Source organism: Neisseria lisongii (assembly GCF_028463985.1).
GTDB lineage: Bacteria > Pseudomonadota > Gammaproteobacteria > Burkholderiales > Neisseriaceae > Neisseria > Neisseria lisongii.
This window is the reverse complement of sequence record NZ_CP116766.1, coordinates 1099727-1125502: the sequence shown is the minus strand read 5'-3', so window position 1 is coordinate 1125502 and position 25776 is coordinate 1099727. Positions and strand designations below refer to the sequence as shown.

The window sequence follows — 25776 nt, the reverse complement described above, 5'->3', positions numbered from 1 at the left end:
GCATTATAGCGGCTGAAAAAAATCTGTCAATGATTGTGCTGGAAAATTTTCTGGTTTTTCGACAACTCTATGAATTAAAAAAGAAGATTTTTTCCGAATGCTGCCGGTTTTAATATTGGGCGCTGATCAGGCGGCCGTTTTGGAACACCTGCTGCTGCATGACTGCGCCGTTGTAGGCGTAGCGGGTCAGCGAACCGTTGTCGGGCGTGGCGTTGAAATTCATCAACTGATTGCGGCTGATGGTGTAAGGATCGGTGCGTTTCCGGCCCTGATCGCCGTAAAAGTCCTGCACGATGTATTCGTCGCCCCGTTTGCTGATTAACTGGCGGTAAAAGCCGCCTTTTACCGCTGCGTTGGACGGCGTGCCGTGAACATCGAAATAGGCGATGATTTCGTTGGCGGCGGGGGCGGTTTGGCTGTTACTGCCCAGTGCGGTTTTGCCCGGGCTGAGGCTGACGGGGATATTGAGCGATGTTCCCAAACCCAGATGGCTGCCGATATTGGTGCCTAAGCCGATGCCGACCGACATGCCCGGTGTACCGGCGGTGCAGGCGGTAAGGGCGGCCAGCAGAGGGAGGAGGGCGGTTTTTTTCATGGTGTGTCCTTAGTGAAAAGATTTTTGAAACGGAATTTGCCGCACAGTATATCGGGTTTGCTTGTGGAACTGTGTTATAGTTGGTAAATTTGTGGTAGCCGGTATGTGTTGTGAATCCACTATAGTTCATTCACTATATCAGAGATTGGGCGGCAATAAGAATAATGAGGAATATTGAATCATGAAAACCTTAAAATTTACCAAAATGCACGGTTTGGGCAACGACTTTATGGTGGTTGATGCCGTGAATCAGGATTTCGACCCGCAACAGGCACCGCTGGCGGCGTGGGCGGATCGTTTTCGGGGTGTGGGCTTCGATCAGTTGCTGGTGGTGGAAAAACCGTCGTCGCCCGATGTGGATTTCCGTTATCGGATTTTTAATGCCGACGGCAGTGAAGTTGAGCAATGCGGCAACGGCGCACGCTGTTTCGTCCGTTTTGTGGCGGATAAGGGGCTGACGCAGAAAAAAGCGATTCGGGTGGAAACCGCCGGCGGCGTGATTGTGCCGGAACTGAAAGACAACGGTTTGGTTACGGTCAATATGGGCAAACCGAAGTTCAGGCCGTCTGAAATTCCGTTTGTGCCGCTGGCAGATGAAAACGATGAGGCGCTGACTTATACGGTACGCACGCAGCGGGGCGATGTGCAGGCGGCGTGTGTCAATATGGGCAATCCGCATACGGTGCTGGTGGTGGAGGATACGGCTGCAGCAGATGTGGAAAGATTGGGTGCAGAAATCGAGCCGCATAGTCAGTTTCCCGCCAAAGTCAATGTCGGCTTTATGCAGGTGGTAAACCGGCGGGCAATCCGTTTGCGGGTGTATGAGCGGGGCGTGGGCGAAACGCAGGCCTGCGGCACGGGCGCTTGTGCGGCGGTGGTGGCAGGTGTGCGTTTGGGTCTGCTTGATGCGGGCGAGGCGGTGGAAGTGTCGCTTCCGGGCGGCGTGTTGTCGATTGCGTGGCAGCCGCAGGCCGATGTGTTGATGACCGGCCCGGCGGAAACGGTGTTTGAAGGCGAGTTGCGGTATTGATGATGTGGAGTGTGGATTTTATTGCGGCGGTGGTGTATTTCGCAGCGGCGCTGCTGTGGATTTTTCGGGCGGGTTATCTGCAATGGTTTTGGTGCAGCGTAGCGTTGTGGCTGGCGGCCGGCATTTTGGGCAGCCATTTGTTGCCGGGCATGTGGGGCGTGGGACACGCAGGGCCGCTGTTTGTGCCGCACTTATATCTGACACTTGGCAGCGTGTTTTTCTTTGTGAACTGGAAACGGGTTGCCAAAGGCCGTTTTGCTTATGACAGCGCCACCAAATCGGGCGAATATCTGGGGCTGTTTGCCGTATCGAATCTGTTGATGACGCTGTCGGCGGCATTGACCGGCTGGCTGGCGTGGCACAGCCCGGTATGGCCGTTTTTCTTTCCTGCATGGCTGGAATTTTATGCCTTGCAGCCGCTGTATTGGCTGGCAATACAGAGCGTGTTGGCGGCGGTATTTTATGTCCACCGCCAAACGATTATGCGCCAACCGCTGTCGCAGTTCAGCGGCAAACAGCTTTTTGCCGGATATTTGATGGTGTGGCTGATTCAGTGTTGGCAGATTTTGGCGTTGGCGGCGGCAAGAGGCTAACCAAACCAAAAGTTATAACCTAAGAAACATTTAATATTGGTTTTTCAGACGGCCTTATTTTATGATACAGGCCATACTTGGATTTAATCAGGAGTCGAATCATGAAGATTGCAAACAGCATTACCGATTTAATCGGCAACACCCCGTTGGTCAAACTCAACCGTCTGACTGAAGGCTTGGAAGCGCAAGTCGCTGTTAAGCTGGAGTTTTTCAACCCGGGCAGCAGCGTGAAAGACCGTATCGCCGAGGCGATGATCGACGAAGCCGAAAAAGCCGGCAAAATCAATAAAAACACCGTGATTGTGGAAGCCACCAGCGGCAACACCGGTATCGGTTTGGCGATGGTGTGTGCCGCCCGCGGCTACAAGCTGGCGATTACCATGCCTGAAAGCATGAGTAAAGAGCGCCGTATGCTGCTGCGTGCATTCGGTGCCGAGCTGATTCTGACACCGGCCGCCGAAGGCATGGGCGGAGCGATTGCCAAAGCCCAATCTTTGGTGGACGAACATCCTGAAACCTATTTCATGCCCCGTCAGTTTGACAACGGTGCCAACCCTGAAATCCACCGCAAAACCACAGCCGAAGAAATCTGGAACGATACCGACGGCAAAGTCGATGTATTCGTAGCAGGTGTCGGCACCGGAGGTACGATTACCGGCGTGGGCGAAGTGTTGAAACAGCACAATCCGGCGGTCAAAGTTGTCGCAGTCGAGCCGGAAGCATCGCCGGTATTGAGCGGCGGCGAAAAAGGCCCGCACCCGATTCAGGGTATCGGCGCAGGCTTCGTACCGAGCGTATTGAATACCACCGTTTATGACGAAATCGTTAAAGTTTCCGGCGAAGCCGCTTTTGAAACCGCCCGTGCCATGGCGGAAAAAGAAGGTATTCTGGTCGGCATTTCTTCAGGTGCAGCCGTATGGAGCGCCCTGCAGTTGGCGAAAAAACCGGAATACGCAGGCAAACTGATTGTGGTGCTGATTCCGTCTTACGGCGAGCGTTACCTTTCTACGCCGCTGTTTGCCGACTTGGCATAAACGTTTGAAACATCAATCATGCCGTCTGAAAATCACGTTTTCAGACGGCATGTTTTTTCAGCATATAACAAAATTATCTTTGATGATAACCAACCATTATTTCCGATTTTTAGACGGCATCGGTAGAGTAATAGATAAATATAGACCATGCCGTCTGAAAATCCATAACACAGACCAAACCATTTAGGAGCATTCATCAATGACCGCTGCCGATCCCCGTGCCAAACTGCCCGATGCGCCTTTGGCGGACAACGAACGCCTGAAAGACCAAAGCCATTATCTGAAAGGCACGATTCGAGAAGATTTGAAAGACCCGCTGACCGGCGGTTTCAACGGCGACAATTTCCAGCTGATCCGTTTTCACGGCATGTATGAGCAGGACAATCGGGACATCCGTGCCGAACGCAATGCGCAAAAACTCGACAATCTGAAAAACGTGATGCTGCGCTGCCGCTTGCCCGGCGGCATCATCACGCCGCAGCAATGGTTGGGGATTGACCGTTTCGCCACCGAAAACACGCTCTACGGCTCAATCCGCCTGACCAACCGCCAAACCTTCCAGTTTCACGGCGTATTGAAAGACAACATCAAACCCATGCACCAATGGCTCAACGCCTTGGGGCTGGATTCCATCGCCACCGCTGGCGACGTAAACCGCAATGTATTGTGTACCAGCAATCCCGTAGAAAGCAGCCTGCACCGAGAAGCCTACGAATGGGCGAAAAAAATCAGCGAACATTTGCTGCCGAAAACCCGTGCCTACGCCGAAATCTGGCTGGACGGCGAGAAACTGCATTCCACCGAAGACTTGGTCGAAACGCCGCTGCCCGAAGCCGTGAAAAGCGGCGATGCCACCGAGCCGGTGCTGGGCAAAGCCTATTTGCCCCGCAAATTCAAAACCACAGTGGTGATTCCGCCGCACAACGATGTCGATTTGCACGCCAACGATTTGAACTTTGTCGCCATTGAAGAGCAGGGCAAGTTGGTCGGTTTTAATGTATTGGTCGGCGGCGGCCTGTCGATGGAACACGGCAACCGCAAAACCTACCCGAATACCGCCAAAGAATTCGGCTTTGTTGGTTTGGACAAAGTATTGGACTGCGCCGCCGCCGTGGTTTCCGTGCAGCGGGACTGGGGCAACCGCAGCGACCGCAAAAACGCCAAAACCCGCTACACCATCGAACGTGTCGGCTTGGACGTGTTTATCGACGAAGTGGAAAACCGCATGGGTTGCCGCTTCGAGCCGGTGCGTCCGTATCAGTTTACCGGACGGGGCGACCGTATCGGCTGGGTGCAGGGAGAAGAAGGCTTGTGGCACTTAACCCTGTTTGTCGAAAACGGCCGCCTGCTCGACAAACCGGGCAAACCGCTGAAAACCGGCGTACGCAAAATCGCCGAAATCCATCAGGGCGATTTCCGCTTAACCGCCAACCAAAACCTGATTGTCGCCGGTGTACCCGAAGCGCAGAAAGCCGAAATCGAACGCATCGCCCGGGAACACGGCTTAATCAGCGACAGCGTAACCCGCCAACGGGAAAACAGCATGGCCTGCGTGGCTTTGCCGACCTGTCCGCTGGCCATGGCGGAAGCCGAACGTTTCTTGCCGACCTTCTCCGACCGCATTGATGAAATCATGGCGGCAAACGGCCTGCAGGACGAATATCTTGTGCTGCGGGTCAATGGTTGCCCGAACGGCTGCGGCCGCAGTATGCTTTCCGAAATCGGCTTGGTGGGCAAAGCAGTCGGCCGCTACAACCTGTATGCGGGCGGCAACCGCCAAGGCACACGCATTCCCCGCCTGTTTAAAGAAAACATTACCGAACCGGAAATTCTGGACATCATCAGCGGATGGATTGCACGCTGGGCGGCGGAACGTGAAGCAGACGAAGGCTTCGGCGATTTCGCCGTACGCAGCGGCATTGTTGCCGCAGTAGAAAATCCGCCGCAGGATTTCTGGGCGTAAGGCCGTCTGAAAAACGTTGCGCAGGATATGGTAAAACGGCATAGGATACGTTCCTATGCCGTTTTTTTACGGGATTTCCCGTCCTGCTGACGGGAAGGGTGGTTTACCGATTTACAGTGTTTCCCTGTTGTTTTGCCATATTGTTACCCCCGAAACGGGATTTCTTTCCATTCGCCCAAGGCTAAGCCCAAATCAAACAGATTGATATGCCCGATGGCAACCCGCACCAAACGCAGACAGGGATAACCGGCTTTGGCGCTCATACGCCGCACTTGGCGGTTTTTCCCCTCAGAAATCTTAATTTCCGCCCAAAAATCCGGTACGGTTTGGCGTACCCGAATCGGCGGCTGACGGGGCCATAATTGCCCGATTTCCGCATCTGACAACAGCCGTACTTTTGCCGGACGGGTAACGAAATCGCCCAAGTCCACACCACGCCGCAGCAAGTCCAGTTTGGCTTCGTCCGGGCTGCCCTCGAGTTGCACCCAATAGGTTTTTTCCAACTTGAATTTCGGATGGCTGATTCTGGCTTGAAGACCGCCGTTGTCCGTCAGCAACACCAAGCCCTCACTGTCGGTGTCGAGCCGTCCGGCGGGGTAAAAACCGGGGCGGTCGAGATAATCTTTCAGCGTGGCGTGTTTCTCGTGCGGCGAAAACTGGCAAATCACGCCATAAGGTTTGTTTAATACGATGACGGTATTCATTTTCAGACGGCCTCAATCAGCAAACAGCCGTGATTGTAACAGCAGCCGCCCGATTGCGCCAAATTCAGTATCAGCGGATTAGCGGAATTTAATTTTCCGTAAATTCATTATTTTAGACGAAGCCTTTATTCCAGCGCTTGACAGAGGGTGAATGCAAAGGTATAGTTGCGACTTCCTTAGGAGTAATGGCTGAGAGGCTGAAGGCACTTCCCTGCTAAGGAAGCATGTGGGGTCAACCTGCATCGAGGGTTCGAATCCCTCTTACTCCGCCAATTTAAAGAAAAACCCACTGATTTTTCAGTGGGTTTTTCTTTTTGGTTTTACTGGTATGCCATTTTACACAGGTTTTAATCAGTAAGTATTGGACTTATTTGGCTAATTTGGTTGTGATGGATATTGGTAAAGTAAAAGCCGGTTATCCGGTCTTTCATTCTGCGGACGATACCGTTTGCATTGGGAACATTTATATCTTTGCCTGCCGTTTTTACGGCCGTTTTTGACTAGGGTATTTTTGAGGCAAAAGGGACATTTTTTGTATTCATTGGTAAAAAAACGCTGAAAGTACCATAATCCGGCGCTTTCAGCGATTTTTATTATACCAAATGTCCATTAGTCCTTAATTTAAACAAATTTGAAAATAAGGGTATTATTAAATGTGAAAATTGTGGTGTTCAGACCATCCCTGCAACAAAATCAACCGCAGGAAAAACCCATTCTAAAATTGAGCGTCATGTAGATCACATTAAAGCGAAATCAAAAGGTGGAAGCGGGACACTAAATAATGGGCAAGTGCTATGCCGAGATTGTAATTTAAAGAAAGGAAATAAATAGTGCTTTTTGATATATACATTATATTCTATGATTTAGAAGGTAATTTAGCCGAAGAAAAAGTATCTGCCTTATTATTAAATGACGGGAACTACATGGTTAAAGATATTCCTCTCTTTACCCCCAATTTAGCTTTAGACGATATTATAGCGGTAGAAACAGATGAAAAATTATATTTTGACAAATTAGTTTCCTCATCAGGTAATTCAACAATAAATATTGTATTTTTTGATGAAAAAATAGACATAATTGTACAAAAAATACGAAATATGGGAGGGGAAATTAGATACTGGAATAATAAATATATTTCTATAAATATCCCAGCAAATATATCATATTATCCCATAAAAAACTTTCTAAACCATTTAGAAGAAAATCACTGTTTAAGTTATAGAGAGGCTTGTTTGGCAAATAATAGTTTGCATGAAATTCATTAAGCAAGCGTAGGGTGGGCAACTTATTGCCCACCTAATCGGTGGCAACAATTACGACAAACGTTAAGACAGCGCCGATTACAGCCAAAGTAAAGTCAATGCTGACCATGCTTCCGTTAGCAAGCGTAGCTGTTTAACACAATCCTAATTTTCAGGCTGCCTGAAAATCATTCCAAATGTCCATTAGTCCGAATTTGCTGCAGACGGAGCATCTGTATCTTTGTCTGCCTTTTCTACGGCCGTATTTGATGAGGGTGTTTTGACTGCAAAACGGGTATTTTTTACGAACATTTGAAATGTCCGTATGGTAAGGCTTTCAGCAGTTTTTACCAACCTAAATGTCCATTAAGCCAAAAACCATTATAAAATCATATGAAATCAAAATACTGCGTGGGCAACGAGTTGCCCACCCTACGCTCGCTTTATTGGTGCTCCAAAGTCTGTTAATAAGTTACTTGAAAATAAACAGTTCAAGAATGGGATTGATAAAGCAATGCGATATTTGGGAGAAAAATGATGCTTAAGACTAATGATATATTTTTTGAATTTATATCTAAGACATGGATTAAATATAAATATATAGATGATGCTCTTTCTCCTTTATTACAAAAAGGATTGGTAGAGGTTGGAAATTTACTATTACTTTCGGAGTTTAATGACTCTAGAGTGATTCCTGCTGAGTCTTTGTTTGATGATATAGATAAAGAAGTATTTATAAATAATTTCCACTCGGATGATTATCTAAATTCATTTCAAATAGAAGAACACTGGATTAATATGATTTTATTTTGTAAAAATTTAAAAAACTATTTACCTGAAAATAGGAGTTATTTTGTATATATGATATTGAGTCAAACAGAATATGGAGTTAATTTTAAAATGTATAAAGATAGAGGAATTGAATATTTATCTGAAAATATAGATAAATATCAACAAGGGATTATACAGTTTAAATTTTAGTAGAGTTGTAAGCAAGCTGCGTCCTGCATCAAATGCCTATTCAAGTTGTAGCAAGCCGTAACCTGCATAAAACCCAAAATCCACAGCAAGCGTAGGGTGGGCAACTTATTGCCCACCTAATCAGGGGGCGGTAATCAGACAGACGAAAGCCCGACTAATTACACCTCTAACTTTAACAAATATGCCCAATCCAACACCTACCTTAAACATCATCTCCCCAAAACTTTTCCCTGATAAAGCATGGAACGAAAGCGAAGTATTGGGGGCAATCACATGGCTGTGGTATCAATCACCTGTTCATTGTCAGGTCGATATTGCCGAGATGCTGGCCTATGTGCTGCCGGTATTAAAAAACGGCCAGTTCGCATTGTTCAGTATGGGTGCGCAACCCATCGGCTACATCTCTTGGGCATATTTTGACGAAGTGGCTGAAGTGCATTATTTACAATCAGACCATTATTTACGCAATAACAGTGATTGGAACTGCGGAGATAATATTTGGATCATCCAATGGTTTGCCCCTTTGGGCCACAGTCATCAAATGCGCTACTGCTGCCCAAAATGTGATTATCGGACGTGGCTATACCACTCCCCGCATTTTGGCGGCACCGCAGGATTTGAACAGCGGTTAACTGACGCTAACCGTTTTTCCCGGTTACCTGAAAAACATTGAAATCGATTTATCCGACAGCGGGCATACTCATGCAGAGCGTATTGCCGCATTTCGGAATGAGTTTCCCATGCGTTAAGAGATGTTTTGTTTACTTATATTGATGCCGTCTGAAAATCGATTTTCAGACGGCATTGTTTTTTGTTGGGTATCAGCGGCGGGTGGTACTGTAGCGGTTTTCCAAACGCAGGAATACCCAGCCGAGGAAAGTCGTCATCAGCAGATAAATCAGGGCGACGGTGTAGAGCGGTTCTTCATACACCGAATAGCGGCCGGAAATGGTGTTCTGCACATACGCCAGTTCGGCAACGGCGATGGTGGAGAGCAGGGAGCTGTCTTTCAAAAGCGTGATAAATTCACTGGCCAGCGGCGGCAGCATACGGCGCAGCGCCTGCGGCATAATCACATAACGCATGGCCTGTGTGTAGCTCAAGCCCAAAGAGCGGGCGGCTTCCATTTGGCCTCGGTCGATAGACTGGATACCGGCACGGAAAATTTCGCAGATATAGGCACCGGAGTTGGCAATCAGCGCCAATCCGCCAGCAATCAGCGGGCCGTAGGAGCGGCGGATTTCGATGGCGGCATCGCCGTTAATCAGTACACCATCGCTGGGGTGGACAAAAAACGGAAACCAGACAAACGACCAAATCACAATCTGTACAAATAACGGCGTACCTCGGAACAGGGTAACGTAGAGCAGCGAAAATTTACGCAGCACCCACGCTAAGGCGCGCATCAGCGGGCCGCTTTTTTCCAAATGCAGCAGGCGGGCCAAAGCCAGCAGCAGACCCAAAACCGAGCCACCCAGCGTGGCAACGACGGTCAGGCCCAGCGTGGTGAGTGCGCCGTAGAAAAACATCCAGCGGTATTCATAAATAATGTCAAAACGAAAATCCATATTCCGCCCTTGTCGGTGAGTCGCCGCCCGATGGATACGGGCGGCGGATAAAAAGAATCAAACCGTGTATTTTACAAGAAAAAACCTATCTTGAACGGGATTTACTGAAATTTTTTTCGGAAAGGCCGTCTGAAAAGCTGTTTTTTCAAGAAAATAAGCCAAACGGCAGCTTTGCGGCGGAAATTGACCCGTGTGTGAAAAAAGCGGATAATCGCCGTCAAATCAAACACGTTTTCAGACGGCCTTGTGAGCAGCCAAGGCCGTCTGAAATTATTGTATGGAAGAACAGACGATTTATGAAAGCACCTGAATTATTATTACCGGCCGGCGGTTTGGAGCGTATGCGTGCGGCTTATGATTATGGCGCCGATGCGGTGTATGCGGGCAGCCCCCGTTATTCCTTGCGGGCGCGCAATAATGAGTTTGCCAAATTGGACGTACTGGCTCAGGGCATTAAAGAAGCACACGAGCGCAATAAGAAATTCTTTTTGACGGTCAATACCTTGCCGCATAATTCCAAGCTGAAAACTTTTGTTTCAGATATGGAACCGCTGATTGCGATGCAGCCTGATGCGCTGATTATGGCCGATCCGGGGCTGATTATGGTGGTGCGGGAAAAATGGCCGGATATGCCGATTCATCTGTCGGTGCAGGCCAATACTACCAATTATTGGGGTGTGAAATTCTGGCAGAATATCGGCGTAGAACGGATTATTCTGTCGCGCGAACTGAGCATGGATGAAATTGCCGAAATCCGTCAGGAATGCCCCGATATCGAGCTGGAAGTGTTTATCCACGGGGCGTTGTGCATCGCCTATTCCGGCCGTTGCCTGCTTTCCGGCTATTTCAACCATCGAGACCCGAATCAGGGAACGTGTACCAATTCCTGTCGTTGGGATTACAAAGTCCACAATGCCGAAGACAGCGATGCGGGCGATGCGCAACTCTTGCAAGGCTTTCATTTTGAGAAAGCGCAGGAAGAAGCCAATCAGAATTTTGAAGGGATTAACGGGCAGAAACGCCATCCGTATGCCGACAAAGTGTTCCTGATCGAAGAGAGCAACCGCCCCGGCGAAATGATGCCGATTATGGAAGACGAACACGGCACTTATATCATGAATTCCAAAGACTTGAGGGGCATTGAAGTGGTGGACAAACTCGCCCGCATCGGCGTGGACAGTCTGAAAGTCGAAGGCCGCACCAAATCGCTGTATTACGTCGCCCGCGTCGCCCAGTCTTACCGCAAAGCGATTGACGATGCCGTGGCCGGCCGGCCGTTTGACGTATCGCTGTTGAGCGAACTGGAAGGCTTGGCCAACCGGGGCTATACGTCCGGCTTTTTGGAGCGCCACCAAACCCAAGATTACCAAAACTACCTCAGCGGCCATTCTCTGGCGAAACAGAGCCAGTATGTCGGCCATGTATTGGAAATCGACGAACAGGGCTGGGCGACCGTGGAAGTGAAAAACCGTTTTGCCGTCGGCGACCGTTTGGAAGTGATTCACCCAAACGGCAACCAAGAAATCACGCTGGAGCAGATTATCCGTAAAGGCGAAGCGGTGGACGTTGCACCGGGCAACGGCATTCAGGTCAAAATCCCGAATATGCAGGGCAAAGAAAAAGCGCTGCTGGCGAGAATTATGAATCCTTGATTTTCAGACGGCTTGAGGCCGTCTGAAAACTGATGTTTTACGCAACATGATTGACACCGTTTCGCATTTGCGCTAATATCGCCCACTAGGATTTTCATGCCGATTTGATACAGCTTGCGGGCATAAACAGCTAAAGCGTTTGAATTTTTATTCCTACCTTTTCCGGCCCGCTGTGTTTCGCATCGGGCTTTGTTGTATTTGGATAGATTATGATTATTTTGGACAATGTTTCCAAACGATTCCAAACCCGGGACAAGGGTTGGTTTACAGCGGTCGAGCCGACCCGTTTGGAGATTAAAGAAGGCGAAATTTTCGGCCTGATGGGTTATTCCGGTGCCGGTAAATCCACGCTGCTGCGGCTGATTAACCTGCTGGAGCGGCCCGACAGCGGTCGTGTATTGGTCGGCGGGCGGGATTTGACCGCCATGAGCGCCGCCGATTTGCGCCAAGAGCGGCAAAACATCGGCATGGTGTTCCAACAGTTTAATCTGTTGAGCAACCGTACCGTTGCCGACAACGTTGCCTTTCCGCTAGAAATTGCCGGCTGGCCGTCTGAAAAAATAAAAAACCGAGTGGCCGAATGTCTGGAAATTGTCGGCTTGAGCGAACGGGCGCAGCATTATCCGGCGCAGCTTTCCGGCGGACAAAAACAACGGGTCGGCATTGCCCGTGCGCTGGCATCCAATCCGCAGGTGATTTTGGCGGACGAACCGACTTCGGCGCTCGACCCCGCCACCACCCGCAGCGTGTTGGCATGTTTGGAAGACATCAACAAACGTTTTAATGTAACCATCGTGATTGTTACCCACGAAATGAGCGTGATCCGCAGATTGTGCGACCGTGCCGCCCTGCTCGACAAAGGGCGGCTGCTGGAAGTGGTGGAAGTCAATAATAATCAAATCCATGCCCGTTCCGAAATTGGGCAGGAACTGATTCGGGAGGATTGAAATGGCTGATTTGACTTTTGCTCAGGCCGTTGCCACCATCAGCGGCATGAAAAGCGAGATTCTGCAGGCATTGGGCGAAACCTTTATCATGGTCGGCCTGTCCACCGTGTTTGCCGTGGTATTCGGCACACTGCTGGGCGTATTGCTGTTTGTAACCGCCGACCGGCAACTGCACAGCAACCGGACGCTGAATTTTATTTTGGACAATCTGGTCAATCTGATTCGGGCGTTTCCGTTTGTGATTTTGATGATTGCCCTGATTCCCGCTACACGGGCAATTATCGGCACCACCATCGGCCCGGTTGCCGCTTCGCTGGTGTTGAGCGTATCGGGGCTGTTTTATTTTGCCCGACTGGTCGAACAAAACCTGCGCGAAGTGCCGCGCGGCGTGATTGAAGCCGCCACCAGCATGGGCGCATCGCCGATGACGATTATCCGCAAAGTCTTATTGAACGAAGCACGGGCAGGCATGGTTTCCAGCATTACCGTGCTGGCCATCGGGCTGCTGTCGTACAGTGCCGCTGCGGGCATGATCGGCGGCGGCGGCTTGGGCGATTTGGCCATCCGCTACGGCTACTACCGCTACCAAACCGAAGTCATCATCTTCATCGTCGCCATTTTGGTGCTGATGGTGGTGCTGATACAGACTACCGGCAACTGGCTTGCCCGAAAAGTCGATAAACGTTGATAAAACAGCCGTTTATTTATAAAATGGCGAAATTGCCGATGAGCGGCAAACGTTTTATTTTCATACAGCAAAATTGTAGATTAGAGGCCGTCTGAAAACAGACGTTTTCAGACGGCCTTAAAACTGTTTCAAACCCGTTTTTTTACATCTTAATATCAGGAGTGAAATCATGCAGTTGAATACTTTGTTCAAAACCTTTTCCGCAGCGGCGCTGACTTTGGCGCTGGCCGCCTGCGGCGGCGAAAAAGCCGCTGAAAACACCGCCGCTTCTGCTGCTTCCGCAGCCGATCAGGGCGCTAAAAAAGAAATCGTATTCGGTACGACCGTTGGCGATTTCGGCGATATGGTCAAAGACCAAATCCAACCGGCTCTGGAGAAAAAAGGCTATACCGTCAAACTGGTTGAGTTTACCGACTACGTGCGTCCGAATCTGGCGCTGGCCGAGGGCGAGTTGGACATCAACATCTTCCAACACAAACCGTATCTGGACGACTTCAAAAAAGAACACAAACTCGACATCGTAGAAGCCTTCCAAGTTCCGACCGCACCGCTGGGCCTGTATCCGGGCAAACTGACATCATTGGACGAAGTAAAAGACGGCAGCAGCGTTTCAGCGCCGAACGACCCGTCCAACTTCGCCCGTGCCTTGGTGATGTTTAACGACTTAGGCTGGCTGAAACTGAAAGAAGGCGTTAATCCGCTGACCGCCTCTAAAAACGACATCGCAGAAAATCCGAAAAACCTGAACATTGTCGAATTGGAAGCCGCACAATTACCCCGCAGCCGTGCCGACGTTGATTTTGCCATCGTCAACGGCAACTACGCCATGAGCAGCGGCATGAAACTGACCGAAACCCTGTTCCAAGAACCGAGCTTCGCCTATGTAAACTGGGCAGCCGTGAAAACCGCCGACAAAGACAGCCAATGGCTGAAAGATGTGGAAGAAGCCTACAATTCCGAAGAATTCAAAGCCTACGCCCACCAACGCTTTGCAGGCTACAAATATCCCGCAGCATGGGGTGAAAACGCCGCCGTCGGCGCACAGGCCGAAGCTGCTTCAACAGCTTCCGCCGCCAAATAAACGCTGGTCCGTTTGACAATAAAGCCGTCTGAAAATCAAGTTTTCAGACGGCTTTACTCAATTTAAAGTACCACAAAATACACCCAAAGAGTCAGCAGTGCAATACACAGGATATTCAGCAATATGCCGACATTCATCATTTCACGCTGCTGGATTAAACCTGTGCCGAAAACGATGGCATTTGGCGGTGTGGCAACCGGAAGCATAAAGGCGCATGAAGCTCCGATGCCGATTACGAACACCAAAACTTCTTCCGGCAGCCCCATTTGTGCCGAAATACTGGCAAAAATCGGAATCAGCAGCGCAGCCGAAGCGGTATTGCTGGTAAATTCAGTGAGAAAGATGATGAAGGCTGCAACCGCTAAAATAATGATGAACGGATGGGTATGGGTAAACAGGTCGGCAACTTGTTGCCCCAGTGCCAAAGATGCGCCGGATGATTGCAGCAGCGAACTCAGGCTGATGCCGCCGCCGAACAGCAGCAATACGCCCCAGTCGGTGTTGCGGGCGACTTCCCGCCAGCGTGCCAGCCCTAAAACAACTACGGCTACGGCGGTAATCATGGAAATAACGGTATCAGGGTGGGCGATGCCGAATACGGCTTTGATTTTACCGCTGAAAATCCATGCGGCGGCGGTGGCGATAAAAACAATGAGCGCTAAAACACGATGCAGCGTCCACGGAATGTCCTCTTCTTGAACTTGAACTTTTTCGCCGAAATTCGGTTTTAAAATAACGTAGAGCGACAGCAACATCAGGGGCAGAATCAGTATCATCATCGGCAGCCCGACTTTCAGCCAGCTGCTGAAGTCTAAATTTAGGGCTTTGGCGGCAATCATATTCGGTGTCGAGCCGACAATCGTTCCCAAACCGCCGATACTGGAGCAATAGGCAACGCCCAATAAAACAAATACATAGGTTTTACGCTCTTTTTCTTTATCCAAATGATCCATCATGCCGATGGCCAAGGGCAGCATCATGGCGGTGGTGGCGGTATTCATAATCCACATGGATAAAAACGAGGTTGCCAAAAACAGCATTAAAATGGCGGTTTTCATGTTGCCGCGCGATAAACGCAGCAGACTGACGGCAATTTTTCGATCCAATCGCTGCATGTGAAGTGCAGTCGCCAAGGCAAAACCGCCGAAAAAAAACGTAAATAATCGGGTCGGAAAAACCGGACATGGCTTTTTTAATATCGGTATCGGGAAAGCCCAATACGGCAGCCAAAATAGGAACCATCAAAGCGGTAACGGTAATATGCACGGCTTCGGTCAGCCATAAAATCCCGATAAAGATTAAAACGGCAATCCCTTTGTTGGCCTGCGTATCATAGGGCAGAACATGGTATAGTTAAAACACTGAATTTTCTGTACAAGCCAGTAAGCTAATGCCTCCTGCACTTTGTTCCCCGTCCCGTTGGCGGGAAGGGGTTAGGGGAAGGGTGGCTCGCTGAGGTGTCATATTTTTTAGGTTAATTTACTATAGATTCCAAAGCAGAACAGAGCCGCCAGCAATGTGGTCAGCAAGCCTTTGAAATCAGTGATTGGCGCTTGAGCGCTGGGTAATACCGTGTTTTCCGGCAAAGCGGAAGTGTTGTGTTGCTTGGTTTCCATATTTTTACCTTTGTTTATTTAATGATTATTAACGGAGCGGTCTGTCTGGGATAAGAGACGTTGTATTGAAAAATACGGCATATCATATTTCGGACAGACCACTATCAGATTGCCGCTTCGTCGTCGGCATTTTGATTCAGTATAGATTGGCTTGAGTTTGATGTAAATCAAATATTTAATAGGGATATAATAAAAGCTCTGTTTTAAAGACATGAAGGCCGTCTGAAAATCAGGTTTTCAGACGGCCTTGTGCTGATTAATCCAATAAAAATCCCCTTAAACTTTAGCAGTTTAAGGGGATTGTTTTTTAAACGTTAAACGTTTACTTTTTCTGCTACATCATTGTATGAGGCGATTTCATTGAAGTTCATGTAGCGGTAGATTTTATCGCCGTTTTCGTCAATGATGCCGATATTGGCCTGATATTCTTCCACGGTCGGGATTTTGCCCAGTTTCGAGCAAATCGCAGCCAGTTCTGCAGAACCCAAGAACACGTTGGTGTTTTTACCCAAGCGGTTCGGGAAGTTGCGGGTGGAAGTGGACATCACGGTTGCGCCTTCGCGTACTTGTGCTTGGTTACCCATACACAGCGAGCAGCCCGGCATTTCCATGCGTGCGCCGGCGCGACCCAATACGCCGTAGTGGCCTTCGTCTGAAAGCTGTTTGGCATCCATTTTGGTCGGCGGGGCAATCCACAGGCGAACCGGAGTATCGGTTTTGCCTTCCAGCAGTTTGGAAGCGGCACGGAAGTGGCCGATGTTGGTCATACATGAGCCGATAAACACTTCGTCAATCACGGTGCCGGATTTTTCAGACATAAAGCATACGTCGTCCGGATCGTTCGGGCAGGCGATGATTGGTTCTTTGATATCGTCCATATTGATTTCGATGACGGCAGCGTATTCGGCATCTTTGTCGGCTTCCAACAGTTGCGGATCGGCCAGCCATTTTTCCATGGCTTTGATGCGGCGCTCAAGGGTGCGCGGATCTTTGTAGCCGTCGGCAATCATGTTTTTCATCAAAACAATGTTGGAGGTCATGTATTCGATAATCGGCTCTTTGTTGAGCTTCACGGTACAGCCGGCAGCAGAGCGTTCGGCGGAAGCATCGGTCAGCTCGAATGCCTGCTCGACTTTCAGATCAGGCAGGCCTTCGATTTCCAGAATACGGCCGGAGAAGATGTTTTTCTTACCGGCTTTGGCAACGGTCAGCAAGCCTTGTTTGATAGCGTAGAGCGGAATGGCGTTTACCAAGTCGCGCAGGGTTACGCCCGGTTGCAGTTTGCCGCTGAAGCGGACCAACACAGATTCAGGCATATCCAGCGGCATTACGCCGGTAGCGGCGGCAAAGGCCACCAAACCTGAACCGGCCGGGAAGGAAATACCGATTGGGAAGCGGGTGTGCGAGTCGCCGCCGGTGCCGACAGTATCAGGCAGCAGCAGGCGGTTGAGCCATGAGTGGATCACGCCGTCGCCCGGACGCAGCGATACGCCGCCACGGGTGGAAATAAATTCAGGCAGTTCTTTATGGGTTTTCACGTCCACCGGTTTCGGATAGGCGGCGGTGTGGCAGAATGACTGCATTACCATGTCGGCGGAGAAGCCCAAGCAAGCCAAGTCTTTCAACTCGTCGCGGGTCATCGGGCCGGTGGTGTCTTGAGAGCCGACAGTTGTCATGCGTGGTTCGCAGTAAGTGCCGGGGCGTACGCCTTGGCCTTCGGGCAAGCCGCAGGCACGGCCGACCATTTTTTGCGCCAGCGAGAAGCCTGCTTTGCTTTCGGCTGGGGCTTGAGGCAGACGGAATTTGTCGGAAGCGGGCAGACCCAGTGCTTCACGGGCTTTGGCAGTCAAGCCGCGACCGATAATCAGGTTAATCCGGCCGCCTGCTTGCACTTCGTCCAGCAAAACTTGTGATTTCAGGGCAAATTCGGCAACGGTTTCGCCGTTTTTCACGATTTTGCCTTCATAAGGCAGGATATCGACCACATCGCCCATTTTCAGTGCGGATACATCGACTTCAATCGGCAATGCGCCTGAGTCTTCTTGGGTATTGAAGAAAATCGGTGCGATTTTGCCGCCCAAACATACGCCGCCGAAGCGTTTGTTCGGTACAAACGGAATGTCTTCGCCGGTGTGCCAGATTACAGAGTTGGTGGCAGATTTGCGTGAAGAGCCAGTACCAACTACGTCGCCGACGTAGGCAACAGGGTGGCCTTTGGCTTTCAATTCTTCCAGCAGTTTGATCGGGCCGACTTCGCCCGGTTTGTCGGGACTAATGCCGTCGCGCGGGTTTTTCAGCATGGCTAAGGCATGCAGCGGAATATCCGGACGACTCCATGCGTCCGGCGCAGGCGACAGATCGTCAGTATTGGTTTCGCCGTCCACTTTGAAGACGGTTACGGTAATTTTTTCAGGAACGGCGCTGCGTGAAGTGAACCATTCGGCATCGGCCCAAGACTGCAAAACTTCTTTTGCGTGGGCATTGCCTTTGTCGGCTTTTTCCTGAACATCATGGAAAGAGTCGAACATCAAAAGCGTGTGTTTCAGGCCTTTGGCGGCAATCGGTGCCAGTTTGTCGTTGTCCAGCAGCTCAATCAGCGGGTGGATATTATAACCACCGAGCATAGTGCCGAGCAGTTCGGTTGCGTATTCGGGGGAAATCAGCGGGCTGGCAACGCTGCCTTCGGCAACGGCGGCCAAAAACGAGGCTTTGACTTTTGCTGCATCGTCCACACCCGGCGGTACACGGTTTGCCAGCAGATCAACAAGAAATTCGCCTTCGCCGGCCGGCGGGTTTTTCAGCAATTCAACCAGATCGGCGGTTTGCTGTGCGTCTAGGGCGAGGGCGGGGATACCGAGGGCTGCACGTTCGGCAGCAGCTTTGCGATAGGCTTCTAACATCTCTTTGTTCCTTTTATCGGTCATGTTTTTCTTCTGAGGAAATGCAAATAGTTTGCATTTATAGATTGTGAACAATCCTCGCCTTTATCATAGACTAAAACGGAAGAAATGAAAACTGTCTTGTTGTCGGGTGTAGTAAATATTTTTTCTATGTGGATTTTTATCGCTGCTACAGGCCGTCTGAAAATCTGTATTGCCGGTTTTCAGACGGCTTGCATGGTATGGGTTATCAGCGTTTCAATGATATTGAAAAAATCGGGCAACGGTAGAATACCGTTGCCCGATGGTTGTGATAATCAGCCTGTGGCGGTTAATGATCGGAGGCTTGGGAAGCACCGATACCGGTCATAGAGCGGACATATTGGCTTTCAAAACCGGCTTTGTCCTCTTTGCCTCGGGCGGATTTGTCCAGCACCGATACCAACCAGCTGATGATAAACGCTGCAGGAATACTGAAAATCGCAGGGTTGGCGTATGGGAAGATGGCGTGTTCGTGACCCAATACTTTCACCCAAACGGTCGGACCCAGTACAATCAGGCCGACAGCCAAAATCAGGCCGGTAAAGCCGCCGACAACGGCACCTCGTGTGGTCAGACCTTTCCAGAACATCGACAGCATCAGAATCGGGAAGTTGGCGGAAGCGGCGATGGAAAATGCCAAGCCGACCATAAAGGCAACGTTTTGTTTTTCAAACATCACGCCGAACAATACCGCCAATACGCCCAATGCCAAGGTAGTGGCTTTGGAAACCCGCATTTCTTCGTGTTGCGTGGCTTTGCCTTTGCGGATAACCGAAGAGTAAATATCGTGGCTCACTGCTGATGCGCCTGACAATGCCAGTCCGGCAACCACCGCCAAGATGGTGGCAAAGGCAACGGCGGAAATAAAGCCTAAGAACAGGTTGCCGCCGAGGGCTTCAGACAGGTGGATTGCCGCCATATTGGTGCCGCCGATCATTTCAAACACGGTTTTGCCTTCTTTGACCATTTGTGTGAAGAAGTGCGGATTGTCTTTGGTAACGAAGATAATCGCACCGAAACCGATCACAAAAGTCAGCAGGTAGAAGTAACCGATAAAGCCGGTGGCAACAAATACCGATTTGCGGGCTTCTTTGGCATCGGGTACGGTAAAGAAACGCATCAGGATATGCGGCAAACCGGCGGTACCGAACATCAGTGCCAAGCCCAGCGAGAGGGCATCAATCGGATTTTGTACCAATGAGCCGGGTCCGAGAATGTCCACGCCTTTTTCGTGAATGTCCACTGCTTGCCGGAACATGGTTTCAGGACTAAAACCGGCGTTTTTCAGAATCACGAACGCCATAAAGCTGGCACCGGAAAGCAGCATCACTGCTTTGATAATCTGTACCCAAGTGGTAGCGAGCATACCGCCGAACAAAACGTAGCACACCATCAAGAAGCCGACCAACACCACGGCGTAGATATAATCCATGCCGAACAAAAGCTGAATCAGTTTGCCTGCGCCCACCATTTGCGCAATCAGGTAGAAAATCACCACCAAAATCGAGCCGGAAGCGGCAAACAGGCGCACGGGTGTTTGCTGCAGGCGGTAGGCGGCAACATCGGAAAAGGTAAATTTACCCAAGTTGCGCAGCCGCTCGGCAATCAGAAACAGCACAATCGGCCAGCCGACCAAAAAGCCGGTGGAATAAATCAAACCGTCGTAGCCGTTGGAAAACACCATTGCCGAAATGCCGAGGAACGAGGCGGCAGACATATAGTCGCCCGCAATCGCCAAACCGTTTTGGAAACCGGAAATGCCGCCGCCGGCGGTGTAGTAGTCTTTGGTGGATTTGTTTTTCTTGGATGCCCACACGGTGATGCCCAGCGTAAAGCCGACAAACAGGAAAAACATCACAATGGCGGGGATATTCAGCGGCTGTTTGGTTACTTCGCCGCTGATGGCGTCAGCATATGCCCAGCCGTGGGCAGCGAAGAGTGAGAGTGCGGCAAACCATTTGGTTTTATTCATGATGATTCTCCTGTACAGCTTGAACAACGTCCTGCGTCATTTTGTCGAATTTGCCGTTGGCGATTTTGACGTAAATACCGGTGGTGATAAATGAAAAAACAATCACAAAAATACCGGCGTAAATGCCCCAAGTGGTAATGCCCTCCGGCGAAACCGGAATTTTCAAAAGTTCGGGCGAGCTACCGATAATCCAGATGTAAACAACATACATGAAAAAAATTACCGCCGAAAAACCCCAGCCCAGCAGGGCTTTTTGGCGTGCCATTTTTTGAAATTCCCGATGGTGCAGAATATTGCGCAGAGTTTGTTGATCCATATCTTTCTCCTTTTTGTATTGGAAACAATAGGCAGCTTTTATGCCGACTTGGTACTATTTAAAAGCCGTCTGAAAACGAATGCCAATCTTATTTTCAGATGAAAGCCATCAGTTTTGCTGATGGAGGCAGACAAACTTTTTGATTTGGCGGGGATATTTTTCTTGGTGGTTTGGGAAAAATATGTTAAAAAAGGTTTATGACACGAAAAAAACAACAGAGAAAAAGAGGAAAATATGGATACCAACCAGTTAAAATCGTTTGTTGCCGTTGCCCATCAGGGCAATTTAACGCAGGCTTCTGAGCGTCTGTGCCTGTCGCAGCCGGCAGTGTCGGCGCAGATCAAAGCCTTGGAGGGCGAATTGGGCGTTGCCCTGTTTACCCGCACCAGCAGCGGCATGGTGCTGACCCGTGCGGGGGAAACGCTGTTGCCCGAAGTGGAAGTCTTTTTGCGGCACAAACATAAATTGGAACATTTTGCCAAAACACTGGCGGAAAACTATGCCGAAGAAATCAAGCTGGGGCTGATTCATCCGGTGGATTCCGACAAACTCGCCGCCGTAACCGCCATGATCGACCGCACTGCGCCGAAAACGCAACTGCATATCCAATACGGCATGAGCGGCGAAATTTTGAGCAGGATTCAGCATAAAACCCTGCACGGTGGCTTTTTTCTCGGCTATCCCGAACAGCGGGGCATTCACGCCTTATTTTTGCAGGATATTGCCTACTCGCTGATTTGCCCGCAGCAGGAATACGACACCATCCAGCAGAATTTGCCGTTGACGCTGGAAAACTATATCTGGATTGAAATGTCGGGCGTGTCCGGCAGCAACAAGCATCTGCAAAAATTCTGGCGTGCCAACCGCTTGTCGCCGAAACGGCAGATTTGGTGCGATTATCCGCAAACCATCATTGATTTGGTCGCCAACGGTATCGGCGTGGCGATGGTGCCGAGCAATAAGGCGGAAACGGCGATTGGCGAAGGGCGGCCGATTGCGGTGATTGAAAAATACCGCCAAACCATGCCGCTGCATTTTATTTATGCCCACGAATGCGAAGACCACCCCGGTTTGCAGCTTTTGAAACAGTGCGTGGAAACGATTTGGCAGATCGGGTAGGGAATCGAGTATTCTCAATAACCGATAAAGATTGAGGCCGTCTGAAAACTTGGTTTTCAGACGGCTTTGTTTTATCAAAAAACAAATTTATTTCAATCATTTGCTGACTTATAACAAAATCATCTTTCCACCAAACAAATCATTCTTTCTGTTTTTCAGACGGCCTTGTTAAAGTGGCGGCCATATTATTCTGCGGTAAGGATTATGCGATTACTCAAAACCCCCAGCGTTTTGCCCGGCTTCAATATCAGTTTGGGCATTACCGTATTGTGCCTTTCGCTTTTGGTGGTGTTGCCGTTTGCGATGATGGCAGCGAAGGCCGGCGAAATCGGCTGGACGGCGTTTTGGCAGACGATTGGCGAGCCGAACGTTTTGGCGGCGGTGTGGCTGAGTTTGAAAATGTCGTTTTACGCCATGCTGACCAATATCGTGTTCGGCACATTGGTGGCGTGGGTGTTGGTGCGTTACGATTTCCCCGGCAAAAGTCTGGTCAATGCTTTGGTCGATTTGCCGTTTGCGTTGCCGACCGCCGTTACCGGCATTGCCCTGACCACGCTTTATGCGCCCAACGGCTGGATCGGCAGCCTGTTTGCCCCGTTCGACATCAAAATCGCCTTTACTCCGATTGGGATTTGGATTGCCTTGGTGGTGGTGAGCTTGCCGTTTATCGTGCGGGCAGTGCAGCCGGTATTGGAAGAGCTTTCCAGTGAATACGAAGAAGCCGCCGCCACGCTCGGTGCAAACCGCCTGACGACCTTCCGCCGCGTGCTGCTTCCCGAAATCACGCCGGCTTTGCTGACCGGCGCAGGTATGATGTTTGCCCGAGCCACCGGCGAATACGGTTCGGTGATTTTCATCGCCGGCAATATTCCGATGGTGTCGGAAATCCTACCATTGATTATTACCGGCAAACTGGAACAGTTTGATGTGCAGGGCGCATCGGCGGTGGCTCTGTTTATGCTGATGATTTCGTTTGCGATTTTGCTGCTGATGAACATTGTTCAATGGCAGTTGAGCAAGCGGGCGGGCGCAAAAGCCTGATGCCGTCTGAAAATGCAAGTTTGGCGGTCGGAAGCGGCAAAGCCCGTTTTCAGACGGCCTCTGAATGAAAGAAACCGAATCGTGATGAAAAAGCATACTCCAAACCCCAATCTGAGCGAACCGGGCTGGCTGCGGTTTTCGCTGATTGCGCTGGCCTTGGCCTTTTTGCTGCTGATGCTGGTGGTGCCGCTGGTGGCGGTTTTTTACGAAGCACTCAAAGGCGGCTGGGATTTATACATCCAAGCCTTGAGCGACAACGAAGCATGGTCGGCCATCAAGCTGACGTTGCTGACGGCGGCAATCGTTGTGCCGATTAATGCCGCACTCGGTGTGGCGATGGCATGGCTCTTGACCCGTTTTGATTTTCGGGGCAAACAGCTGCTCACCACTTTGCTGGACTTGCCGTTTTCCGTATCGCCGGTGGTGGCAGGGCTGATGTTTGTCTTGCTGTTCGGCGCACATACCGCCTTGGGCGGCTGGCTGGAAGCGCAGGGCGTGCAGATTATTTTTGCCATTCCGGGGATTGTGTTGGCGACGCTGTTTGTTACCTTTCCGTTTGTGGCGCGCGAGCTGATTCCGTTGATGCAGGCGCAGGGCGACAGTGAAGAGCAGGCGGCGCTGATTTTGGGCGCAAGCGGCTGGCAGATGTTTTGGCGGGTTACTTTGCCCAACATCAAATGGGCGCTGCTCTACGGCGTGATTCTGACCAATGCACGGGCAATGGGCGAATTTGGTGCCGTGAGTGTAGTGTCCGGCCATATTCGGGGCGAAACCAATACCATTCCGCTGTTGGTCGAGATTTTCTACAACGAATACAACTTTACCGGCGCATTTGCCTTGTCCGGCGTGTTGGCACTGTTGGCGCTGGCTACCCTCGCCGTACAAAACCTGATTACCGCAATCCAAGAGAAAAAACTGGCGGCGGCCGAAAGGAACGCATCATGAGCATTACCATTAAAAACCTCAACAAACATTTCGGCAGTTTTCATGCCTTGAAAAACATTCAGTTAAACGTTCCCAGCGGAAAACTGGTTTCCCTGCTCGGCCCGTCCGGCTGCGGCAAAACCACGCTGCTGCGGATTATCGTCGGTTTGGAAAATGCCGACGAAGGGCAGATTCTGTTTGACGGACAAGACGTTACCCATAAACATGTCCGAGAACGAAAAGTCGGTTTTGTGTTCCAGCATTACGCCCTGTTCCGCCATATGAACGTGTTTGACAACATCGCCTTCGGTCTGACCGTATTGCCCAAAGCCGAGCGGCCGTCTAAGGAAAAAATCCGTGCCAAAGTGGAAGAATTGCTCAAATTGGTGCAGCTTTCCCATCTTGCCAACGCCTATCCGCACCAACTTTCCGGCGGCCAGCGCCAACGCATCGCCTTGGCAAGAGCCTTGGCTGTCGAACCCAAACTACTGCTTTTGGACGAACCGTTCGGCGCATTGGATGCCAAAGTCCGCAAAGAGTTGCGCACATGGCTGCGGGACATCCACCACAACCTCGGCGTAACCAGCATTCTCGTTACCCACGATCAAGAAGAGGCCTTGGAAGTATCCGATGAAATCGTGGTGATGAACCACGGCAAAATCGAACAGACCGGCACCGCAGAAACCATTTACCGCCGCCCCGAAAACGCATTCGTTACCGAATTTTTGGGCGAAACCGACGCTTTTGAAGGCCGCATCGAAAAAGGTGAATGGCATTACGGCGGATACCGCTGGCCGCTCGATACGCAATACAAATGGCAGGAGCAAACCGCCACCGGCTACATCCGCCCGCACGAATGGCAACTTGCCGAAGCAGGGCAGACGGCAATGATTGACGCACCCGTGCAGAAAATCCATGCCGTCGGCGCACTGACCCATTTGGTGCTGCAACACGGCAAACAAGAGGTGCATATCAGCTTGGCAAGCAGTGATGCCGCCAAATTGAATTTAACCGTCGGCAGCACGCTGGCTTTAGTGCCGAAACAGATTTATATTTTTTCGCAAAACGAGTTGATTGATTACGCCATTTAAGATTAATAATGAGGAGAGAAGAAAACGGGCTGCTCGGGAAGGCAGCCTGTTTTCTATTATGATCAATGATGCCGTCTGAAAACCTGATTTTCAGACGGCATGCTTATTTTGTTGAACCAATCAAGAAGCCAACACCCGTTGGAACAGAATATCGTTTTCCAAACGGATGTGGTCGCTCAAATCATTAACCATTTCTTCCGCCAGCTGATACAGGCGTTGCCAGCTTCGGCAGGCGTTTTCGGGGGCTTGGAAGTTGTCGGTCAAGGCTTTCAGGCGGTCGATGGCCTGCTGGTGGTCGTCGTGTTCGTGCATCATCACGCTGATCGGCATGGCCGCACCTTTGCCGATGCCCTGTTTGACCATTGGAAACAGCATCCGTTCTTCCTTCATCATATGCGACAGCAGTTCCGCCTGCATTTCGGCAAGCAAACCGGCCACTTCGGCAGGGAAACTACCGGCATGAACGGTGGCAACTTTTTCCGCCAGCGGCACCAATTCTTCAAACTGATTGCGGTGAACCTGATGATAACGTTGCAGAATATGGTCGATGGTAGCGTCAAACGAAGCATGTTCCCAAGTGCTTAAATCAGTCATGGCGTGTTCCTTTTAAAAGATTGATATTTTATGAATGTTATAAACAGCAAGAATACGCCTGTTTTGAGATTTTGTACAGTCTGAAAAACAAGCAAAACGGGAAGG

The 25776-nt window shown here is 50.3% G+C and carries 26 protein-coding genes, 1 tRNA gene and 1 pseudogene; 17 read left to right on the top strand and 11 right to left on the bottom strand.

Features of this window, described 5'->3' with window-relative positions:
* Window positions 1-109: 109 nt before the first annotated feature.
* The gene (locus PJU73_RS05025; RefSeq protein ID WP_237090605.1) at window positions 110-595 is read right to left on the bottom strand and encodes a NemA protein; all 486 of its coding nucleotides are present in this window, start codon (window positions 593-595) and stop codon (window positions 110-112) included.
* 181 nt (window positions 596-776) lie between these two features.
* Between PJU73_RS05025 and dapF the strand changes: the two genes are divergently transcribed.
* From dapF to cysI, 4 genes are all read left to right on the top strand, one after another.
* A complete protein-coding gene (dapF, locus tag PJU73_RS05020) occupies window positions 777-1625 on the top strand; it encodes a diaminopimelate epimerase (RefSeq protein ID WP_237090604.1) in 849 nt (282 codons plus the stop codon).
* Complete coding sequence (locus PJU73_RS05015) at window positions 1622-2218, top strand: hypothetical protein (RefSeq protein ID WP_443094051.1); 597 nt, start codon at window positions 1622-1624, stop codon at window positions 2216-2218. Before dapF ends, PJU73_RS05015 begins: the two co-directional genes overlap by 4 nt.
* Before the next feature lie 101 nt (window positions 2219-2319).
* Window positions 2320-3252, top strand: a complete 933-nt coding sequence (gene cysK / locus PJU73_RS05010; protein ID WP_237090602.1) for a cysteine synthase A — start codon at window positions 2320-2322, stop codon at window positions 3250-3252.
* A 199-nt stretch (window positions 3253-3451) separates the two neighbouring features.
* The gene (gene cysI, locus PJU73_RS05005; protein WP_237090601.1) at window positions 3452-5215 is read left to right on the top strand and encodes an assimilatory sulfite reductase (NADPH) hemoprotein subunit; all 1764 of its coding nucleotides are present in this window, start codon (window positions 3452-3454) and stop codon (window positions 5213-5215) included.
* A 143-nt stretch (window positions 5216-5358) separates the two neighbouring features.
* Here cysI and PJU73_RS05000 read toward each other — a convergent pair whose 3' ends face one another.
* Window positions 5359-5919, bottom strand: coding sequence for a pseudouridine synthase (locus tag PJU73_RS05000; protein WP_237090600.1), 561 nt, complete (start codon window positions 5917-5919; stop codon window positions 5359-5361).
* A gap of 179 nt (window positions 5920-6098) precedes the next feature.
* Here PJU73_RS05000 and PJU73_RS04995 point away from each other — a divergent pair.
* Window positions 6099-6191: transfer RNA gene (locus PJU73_RS04995), tRNA-Ser, on the top strand.
* 103 nt (window positions 6192-6294) lie between these two features.
* On the opposite strand, the gene PJU73_RS09645 is transcribed toward PJU73_RS04995, so the two are convergent.
* Complete coding sequence (locus PJU73_RS09645) at window positions 6295-6507, bottom strand: transposase-like zinc-binding domain-containing protein (RefSeq protein WP_443094049.1); 213 nt, start codon at window positions 6505-6507, stop codon at window positions 6295-6297.
* A 57-nt stretch (window positions 6508-6564) separates the two neighbouring features.
* On the opposite strand from PJU73_RS09645, the gene PJU73_RS09605 reads away from it, so the two are divergent.
* Both PJU73_RS09605 and PJU73_RS04990 read left to right on the top strand, forming a co-directional pair.
* Window positions 6565-6750 carry an HNH endonuclease gene (locus PJU73_RS09605; protein ID WP_371871479.1) on the top strand — a complete coding sequence of 62 codons (186 nt, stop codon included), beginning with the start codon at window positions 6565-6567 and terminating at the stop codon, window positions 6748-6750.
* Window positions 6750-7184: a DUF4265 domain-containing protein gene (locus PJU73_RS04990; protein ID WP_237090599.1), complete on the top strand. Its 435-nt coding sequence runs from the start codon at window positions 6750-6752 to the stop codon at window positions 7182-7184. The genes PJU73_RS09605 and PJU73_RS04990 overlap by 1 nt, the downstream gene beginning before the upstream one ends.
* Before the next feature lie 148 nt (window positions 7185-7332).
* Here PJU73_RS04990 and PJU73_RS09640 read toward each other — a convergent pair whose 3' ends face one another.
* Window positions 7333-7479, bottom strand: coding sequence for a transposase-like zinc-binding domain-containing protein (locus PJU73_RS09640; protein ID WP_443094048.1), 147 nt, complete (start codon window positions 7477-7479; stop codon window positions 7333-7335).
* 215 nt (window positions 7480-7694) lie between these two features.
* Here PJU73_RS09640 and PJU73_RS04985 point away from each other — a divergent pair, with 215 nt between their 5' ends.
* On the top strand, window positions 7695-8141 hold the full coding sequence (locus tag PJU73_RS04985) for a PM0498 family protein (RefSeq protein WP_237090598.1): 447 nt from the start codon (window positions 7695-7697) through the stop codon (window positions 8139-8141).
* 181 nt (window positions 8142-8322) lie between these two features.
* Window positions 8323-8814 (top strand): toxin-activating lysine-acyltransferase, encoded by a 492-nt coding sequence (locus tag PJU73_RS04980; RefSeq protein WP_237090597.1) that lies wholly within the window; start codon window positions 8323-8325, stop codon window positions 8812-8814.
* 148 nt (window positions 8815-8962) lie between these two features.
* Here PJU73_RS04980 and PJU73_RS04975 read toward each other — a convergent pair whose 3' ends face one another.
* Window positions 8963-9709, bottom strand: a complete 747-nt coding sequence (locus PJU73_RS04975; protein ID WP_237090596.1) for an amino acid ABC transporter permease — start codon at window positions 9707-9709, stop codon at window positions 8963-8965.
* Window positions 9710-10005: 296 nt separating this feature from the next.
* Between PJU73_RS04975 and trhP the strand changes: the two genes are divergently transcribed.
* From trhP to PJU73_RS04955, 4 genes are all read left to right on the top strand, one after another.
* Window positions 10006-11361 carry a prephenate-dependent tRNA uridine(34) hydroxylase TrhP gene (gene trhP / locus PJU73_RS04970; protein WP_237090595.1) on the top strand — a complete coding sequence of 452 codons (1356 nt, stop codon included), beginning with the start codon at window positions 10006-10008 and terminating at the stop codon, window positions 11359-11361.
* 209 nt (window positions 11362-11570) lie between these two features.
* Window positions 11571-12308 carry a methionine ABC transporter ATP-binding protein gene (locus PJU73_RS04965; RefSeq protein ID WP_237090594.1) on the top strand — a complete coding sequence of 246 codons (738 nt, stop codon included), beginning with the start codon at window positions 11571-11573 and terminating at the stop codon, window positions 12306-12308.
* 1 nt (window position 12309) lies between these two features.
* Window positions 12310-12996, top strand: coding sequence for a methionine ABC transporter permease (locus PJU73_RS04960; RefSeq protein ID WP_237090593.1), 687 nt, complete (start codon window positions 12310-12312; stop codon window positions 12994-12996).
* Between the two features lie 169 nt (window positions 12997-13165).
* Window positions 13166-14077 carry a MetQ/NlpA family ABC transporter substrate-binding protein gene (locus PJU73_RS04955; RefSeq protein ID WP_237090592.1) on the top strand — a complete coding sequence of 304 codons (912 nt, stop codon included), beginning with the start codon at window positions 13166-13168 and terminating at the stop codon, window positions 14075-14077.
* Between the two features lie 62 nt (window positions 14078-14139).
* Here PJU73_RS04955 and PJU73_RS04950 read toward each other — a convergent pair.
* From PJU73_RS04950 to PJU73_RS04930, 5 genes and pseudogenes are all read right to left on the bottom strand, one after another.
* A pseudogene (locus PJU73_RS04950) lies at window positions 14140-15418 on the bottom strand (SLC13 family permease); the annotation flags it as partial.
* A gap of 128 nt (window positions 15419-15546) precedes the next feature.
* Window positions 15547-15693, bottom strand: a complete 147-nt coding sequence (locus tag PJU73_RS04945) for a hypothetical protein (protein WP_237090591.1) — start codon at window positions 15691-15693, stop codon at window positions 15547-15549.
* 314 nt (window positions 15694-16007) lie between these two features.
* Window positions 16008-18593 carry a bifunctional aconitate hydratase 2/2-methylisocitrate dehydratase gene (acnB, locus tag PJU73_RS04940; protein WP_237090590.1) on the bottom strand — a complete coding sequence of 862 codons (2586 nt, stop codon included), beginning with the start codon at window positions 18591-18593 and terminating at the stop codon, window positions 16008-16010.
* A gap of 310 nt (window positions 18594-18903) precedes the next feature.
* Window positions 18904-20586, bottom strand: a complete 1683-nt coding sequence (locus PJU73_RS04935) for a cation acetate symporter (RefSeq protein ID WP_237090589.1) — start codon at window positions 20584-20586, stop codon at window positions 18904-18906.
* Window positions 20579-20902 (bottom strand): DUF485 domain-containing protein, encoded by a 324-nt coding sequence (locus PJU73_RS04930; RefSeq protein ID WP_237090588.1) that lies wholly within the window; start codon window positions 20900-20902, stop codon window positions 20579-20581. Before PJU73_RS04930 ends, PJU73_RS04935 begins: the two co-directional genes overlap by 8 nt.
* 234 nt (window positions 20903-21136) lie before the next feature.
* Here PJU73_RS04930 and PJU73_RS04925 point away from each other — a divergent pair, with 234 nt between their 5' ends.
* The 4 genes from PJU73_RS04925 (at window position 21137) to PJU73_RS04910 (ending at window position 25077) form a co-directional block, all read left to right on the top strand.
* Window positions 21137-22021, top strand: a complete 885-nt coding sequence (locus PJU73_RS04925; protein WP_237090587.1) for a LysR family transcriptional regulator — start codon at window positions 21137-21139, stop codon at window positions 22019-22021.
* A gap of 204 nt (window positions 22022-22225) precedes the next feature.
* Window positions 22226-23062: a sulfate ABC transporter permease subunit CysT gene (gene cysT, locus PJU73_RS04920; RefSeq protein ID WP_237090586.1), complete on the top strand. Its 837-nt coding sequence runs from the start codon at window positions 22226-22228 to the stop codon at window positions 23060-23062.
* A gap of 84 nt (window positions 23063-23146) precedes the next feature.
* Window positions 23147-24007, top strand: coding sequence for a sulfate ABC transporter permease subunit CysW (cysW, locus tag PJU73_RS04915; protein WP_237090585.1), 861 nt, complete (start codon window positions 23147-23149; stop codon window positions 24005-24007).
* The gene (locus tag PJU73_RS04910) at window positions 24004-25077 is read left to right on the top strand and encodes a sulfate/molybdate ABC transporter ATP-binding protein (protein ID WP_237090584.1); all 1074 of its coding nucleotides are present in this window, start codon (window positions 24004-24006) and stop codon (window positions 25075-25077) included. Before cysW ends, PJU73_RS04910 begins: the two co-directional genes overlap by 4 nt.
* Window positions 25078-25197: 120 nt before the next feature.
* Here PJU73_RS04910 and PJU73_RS04905 read toward each other — a convergent pair whose 3' ends face one another.
* On the bottom strand, window positions 25198-25671 hold the full coding sequence (locus PJU73_RS04905; RefSeq protein WP_237090583.1) for a hemerythrin domain-containing protein: 474 nt from the start codon (window positions 25669-25671) through the stop codon (window positions 25198-25200).
* Window positions 25672-25776: the final 105 nt, after the last annotated feature.

What these genes read in the sequence shown, in the direction of transcription:
- PJU73_RS05025 (WP_237090605.1), bottom strand. Translation starts at nt 595, where the DNA reads ATGAAAAAAACCGCCCTCCTCCCTCTGCTGGCCGCCCTTACCGCCTGC.
- dapF (WP_237090604.1), top strand. Translation starts at nt 777, where the DNA reads ATGAAAACCTTAAAATTTACCAAAATGCACGGTTTGGGCAACGACTTT.
- cysK (WP_237090602.1), top strand. Translation starts at nt 2,320, where the DNA reads ATGAAGATTGCAAACAGCATTACCGATTTAATCGGCAACACCCCGTTG.
- cysI (WP_237090601.1), top strand. Translation starts at nt 3,452, where the DNA reads ATGACCGCTGCCGATCCCCGTGCCAAACTGCCCGATGCGCCTTTGGCG.
- PJU73_RS05000 (WP_237090600.1), bottom strand. Translation starts at nt 5,919, where the DNA reads ATGAATACCGTCATCGTATTAAACAAACCTTATGGCGTGATTTGCCAG.
- PJU73_RS04985 (WP_237090598.1), top strand. Translation starts at nt 7,695, where the DNA reads ATGATGCTTAAGACTAATGATATATTTTTTGAATTTATATCTAAGACA.
- PJU73_RS04980 (WP_237090597.1), top strand. Translation starts at nt 8,323, where the DNA reads ATGCCCAATCCAACACCTACCTTAAACATCATCTCCCCAAAACTTTTC.
- PJU73_RS04975 (WP_237090596.1), bottom strand. Translation starts at nt 9,709, where the DNA reads ATGGATTTTCGTTTTGACATTATTTATGAATACCGCTGGATGTTTTTC.
- trhP (WP_237090595.1), top strand. Translation starts at nt 10,006, where the DNA reads ATGAAAGCACCTGAATTATTATTACCGGCCGGCGGTTTGGAGCGTATG.
- PJU73_RS04965 (WP_237090594.1), top strand. Translation starts at nt 11,571, where the DNA reads ATGATTATTTTGGACAATGTTTCCAAACGATTCCAAACCCGGGACAAG.
- PJU73_RS04960 (WP_237090593.1), top strand. Translation starts at nt 12,310, where the DNA reads ATGGCTGATTTGACTTTTGCTCAGGCCGTTGCCACCATCAGCGGCATG.
- PJU73_RS04955 (WP_237090592.1), top strand. Translation starts at nt 13,166, where the DNA reads ATGCAGTTGAATACTTTGTTCAAAACCTTTTCCGCAGCGGCGCTGACT.
- PJU73_RS04945 (WP_237090591.1), bottom strand. Translation starts at nt 15,693, where the DNA reads ATGGAAACCAAGCAACACAACACTTCCGCTTTGCCGGAAAACACGGTA.
- acnB (WP_237090590.1), bottom strand. Translation starts at nt 18,593, where the DNA reads ATGTTAGAAGCCTATCGCAAAGCTGCTGCCGAACGTGCAGCCCTCGGT.
- PJU73_RS04935 (WP_237090589.1), bottom strand. Translation starts at nt 20,586, where the DNA reads ATGAATAAAACCAAATGGTTTGCCGCACTCTCACTCTTCGCTGCCCAC.
- PJU73_RS04930 (WP_237090588.1), bottom strand. Translation starts at nt 20,902, where the DNA reads ATGGATCAACAAACTCTGCGCAATATTCTGCACCATCGGGAATTTCAA.
- PJU73_RS04925 (WP_237090587.1), top strand. Translation starts at nt 21,137, where the DNA reads ATGGATACCAACCAGTTAAAATCGTTTGTTGCCGTTGCCCATCAGGGC.
- cysT (WP_237090586.1), top strand. Translation starts at nt 22,226, where the DNA reads ATGCGATTACTCAAAACCCCCAGCGTTTTGCCCGGCTTCAATATCAGT.
- cysW (WP_237090585.1), top strand. Translation starts at nt 23,147, where the DNA reads ATGAAAAAGCATACTCCAAACCCCAATCTGAGCGAACCGGGCTGGCTG.
- PJU73_RS04910 (WP_237090584.1), top strand. Translation starts at nt 24,004, where the DNA reads ATGAGCATTACCATTAAAAACCTCAACAAACATTTCGGCAGTTTTCAT.
- PJU73_RS04905 (WP_237090583.1), bottom strand. Translation starts at nt 25,671, where the DNA reads ATGACTGATTTAAGCACTTGGGAACATGCTTCGTTTGACGCTACCATC.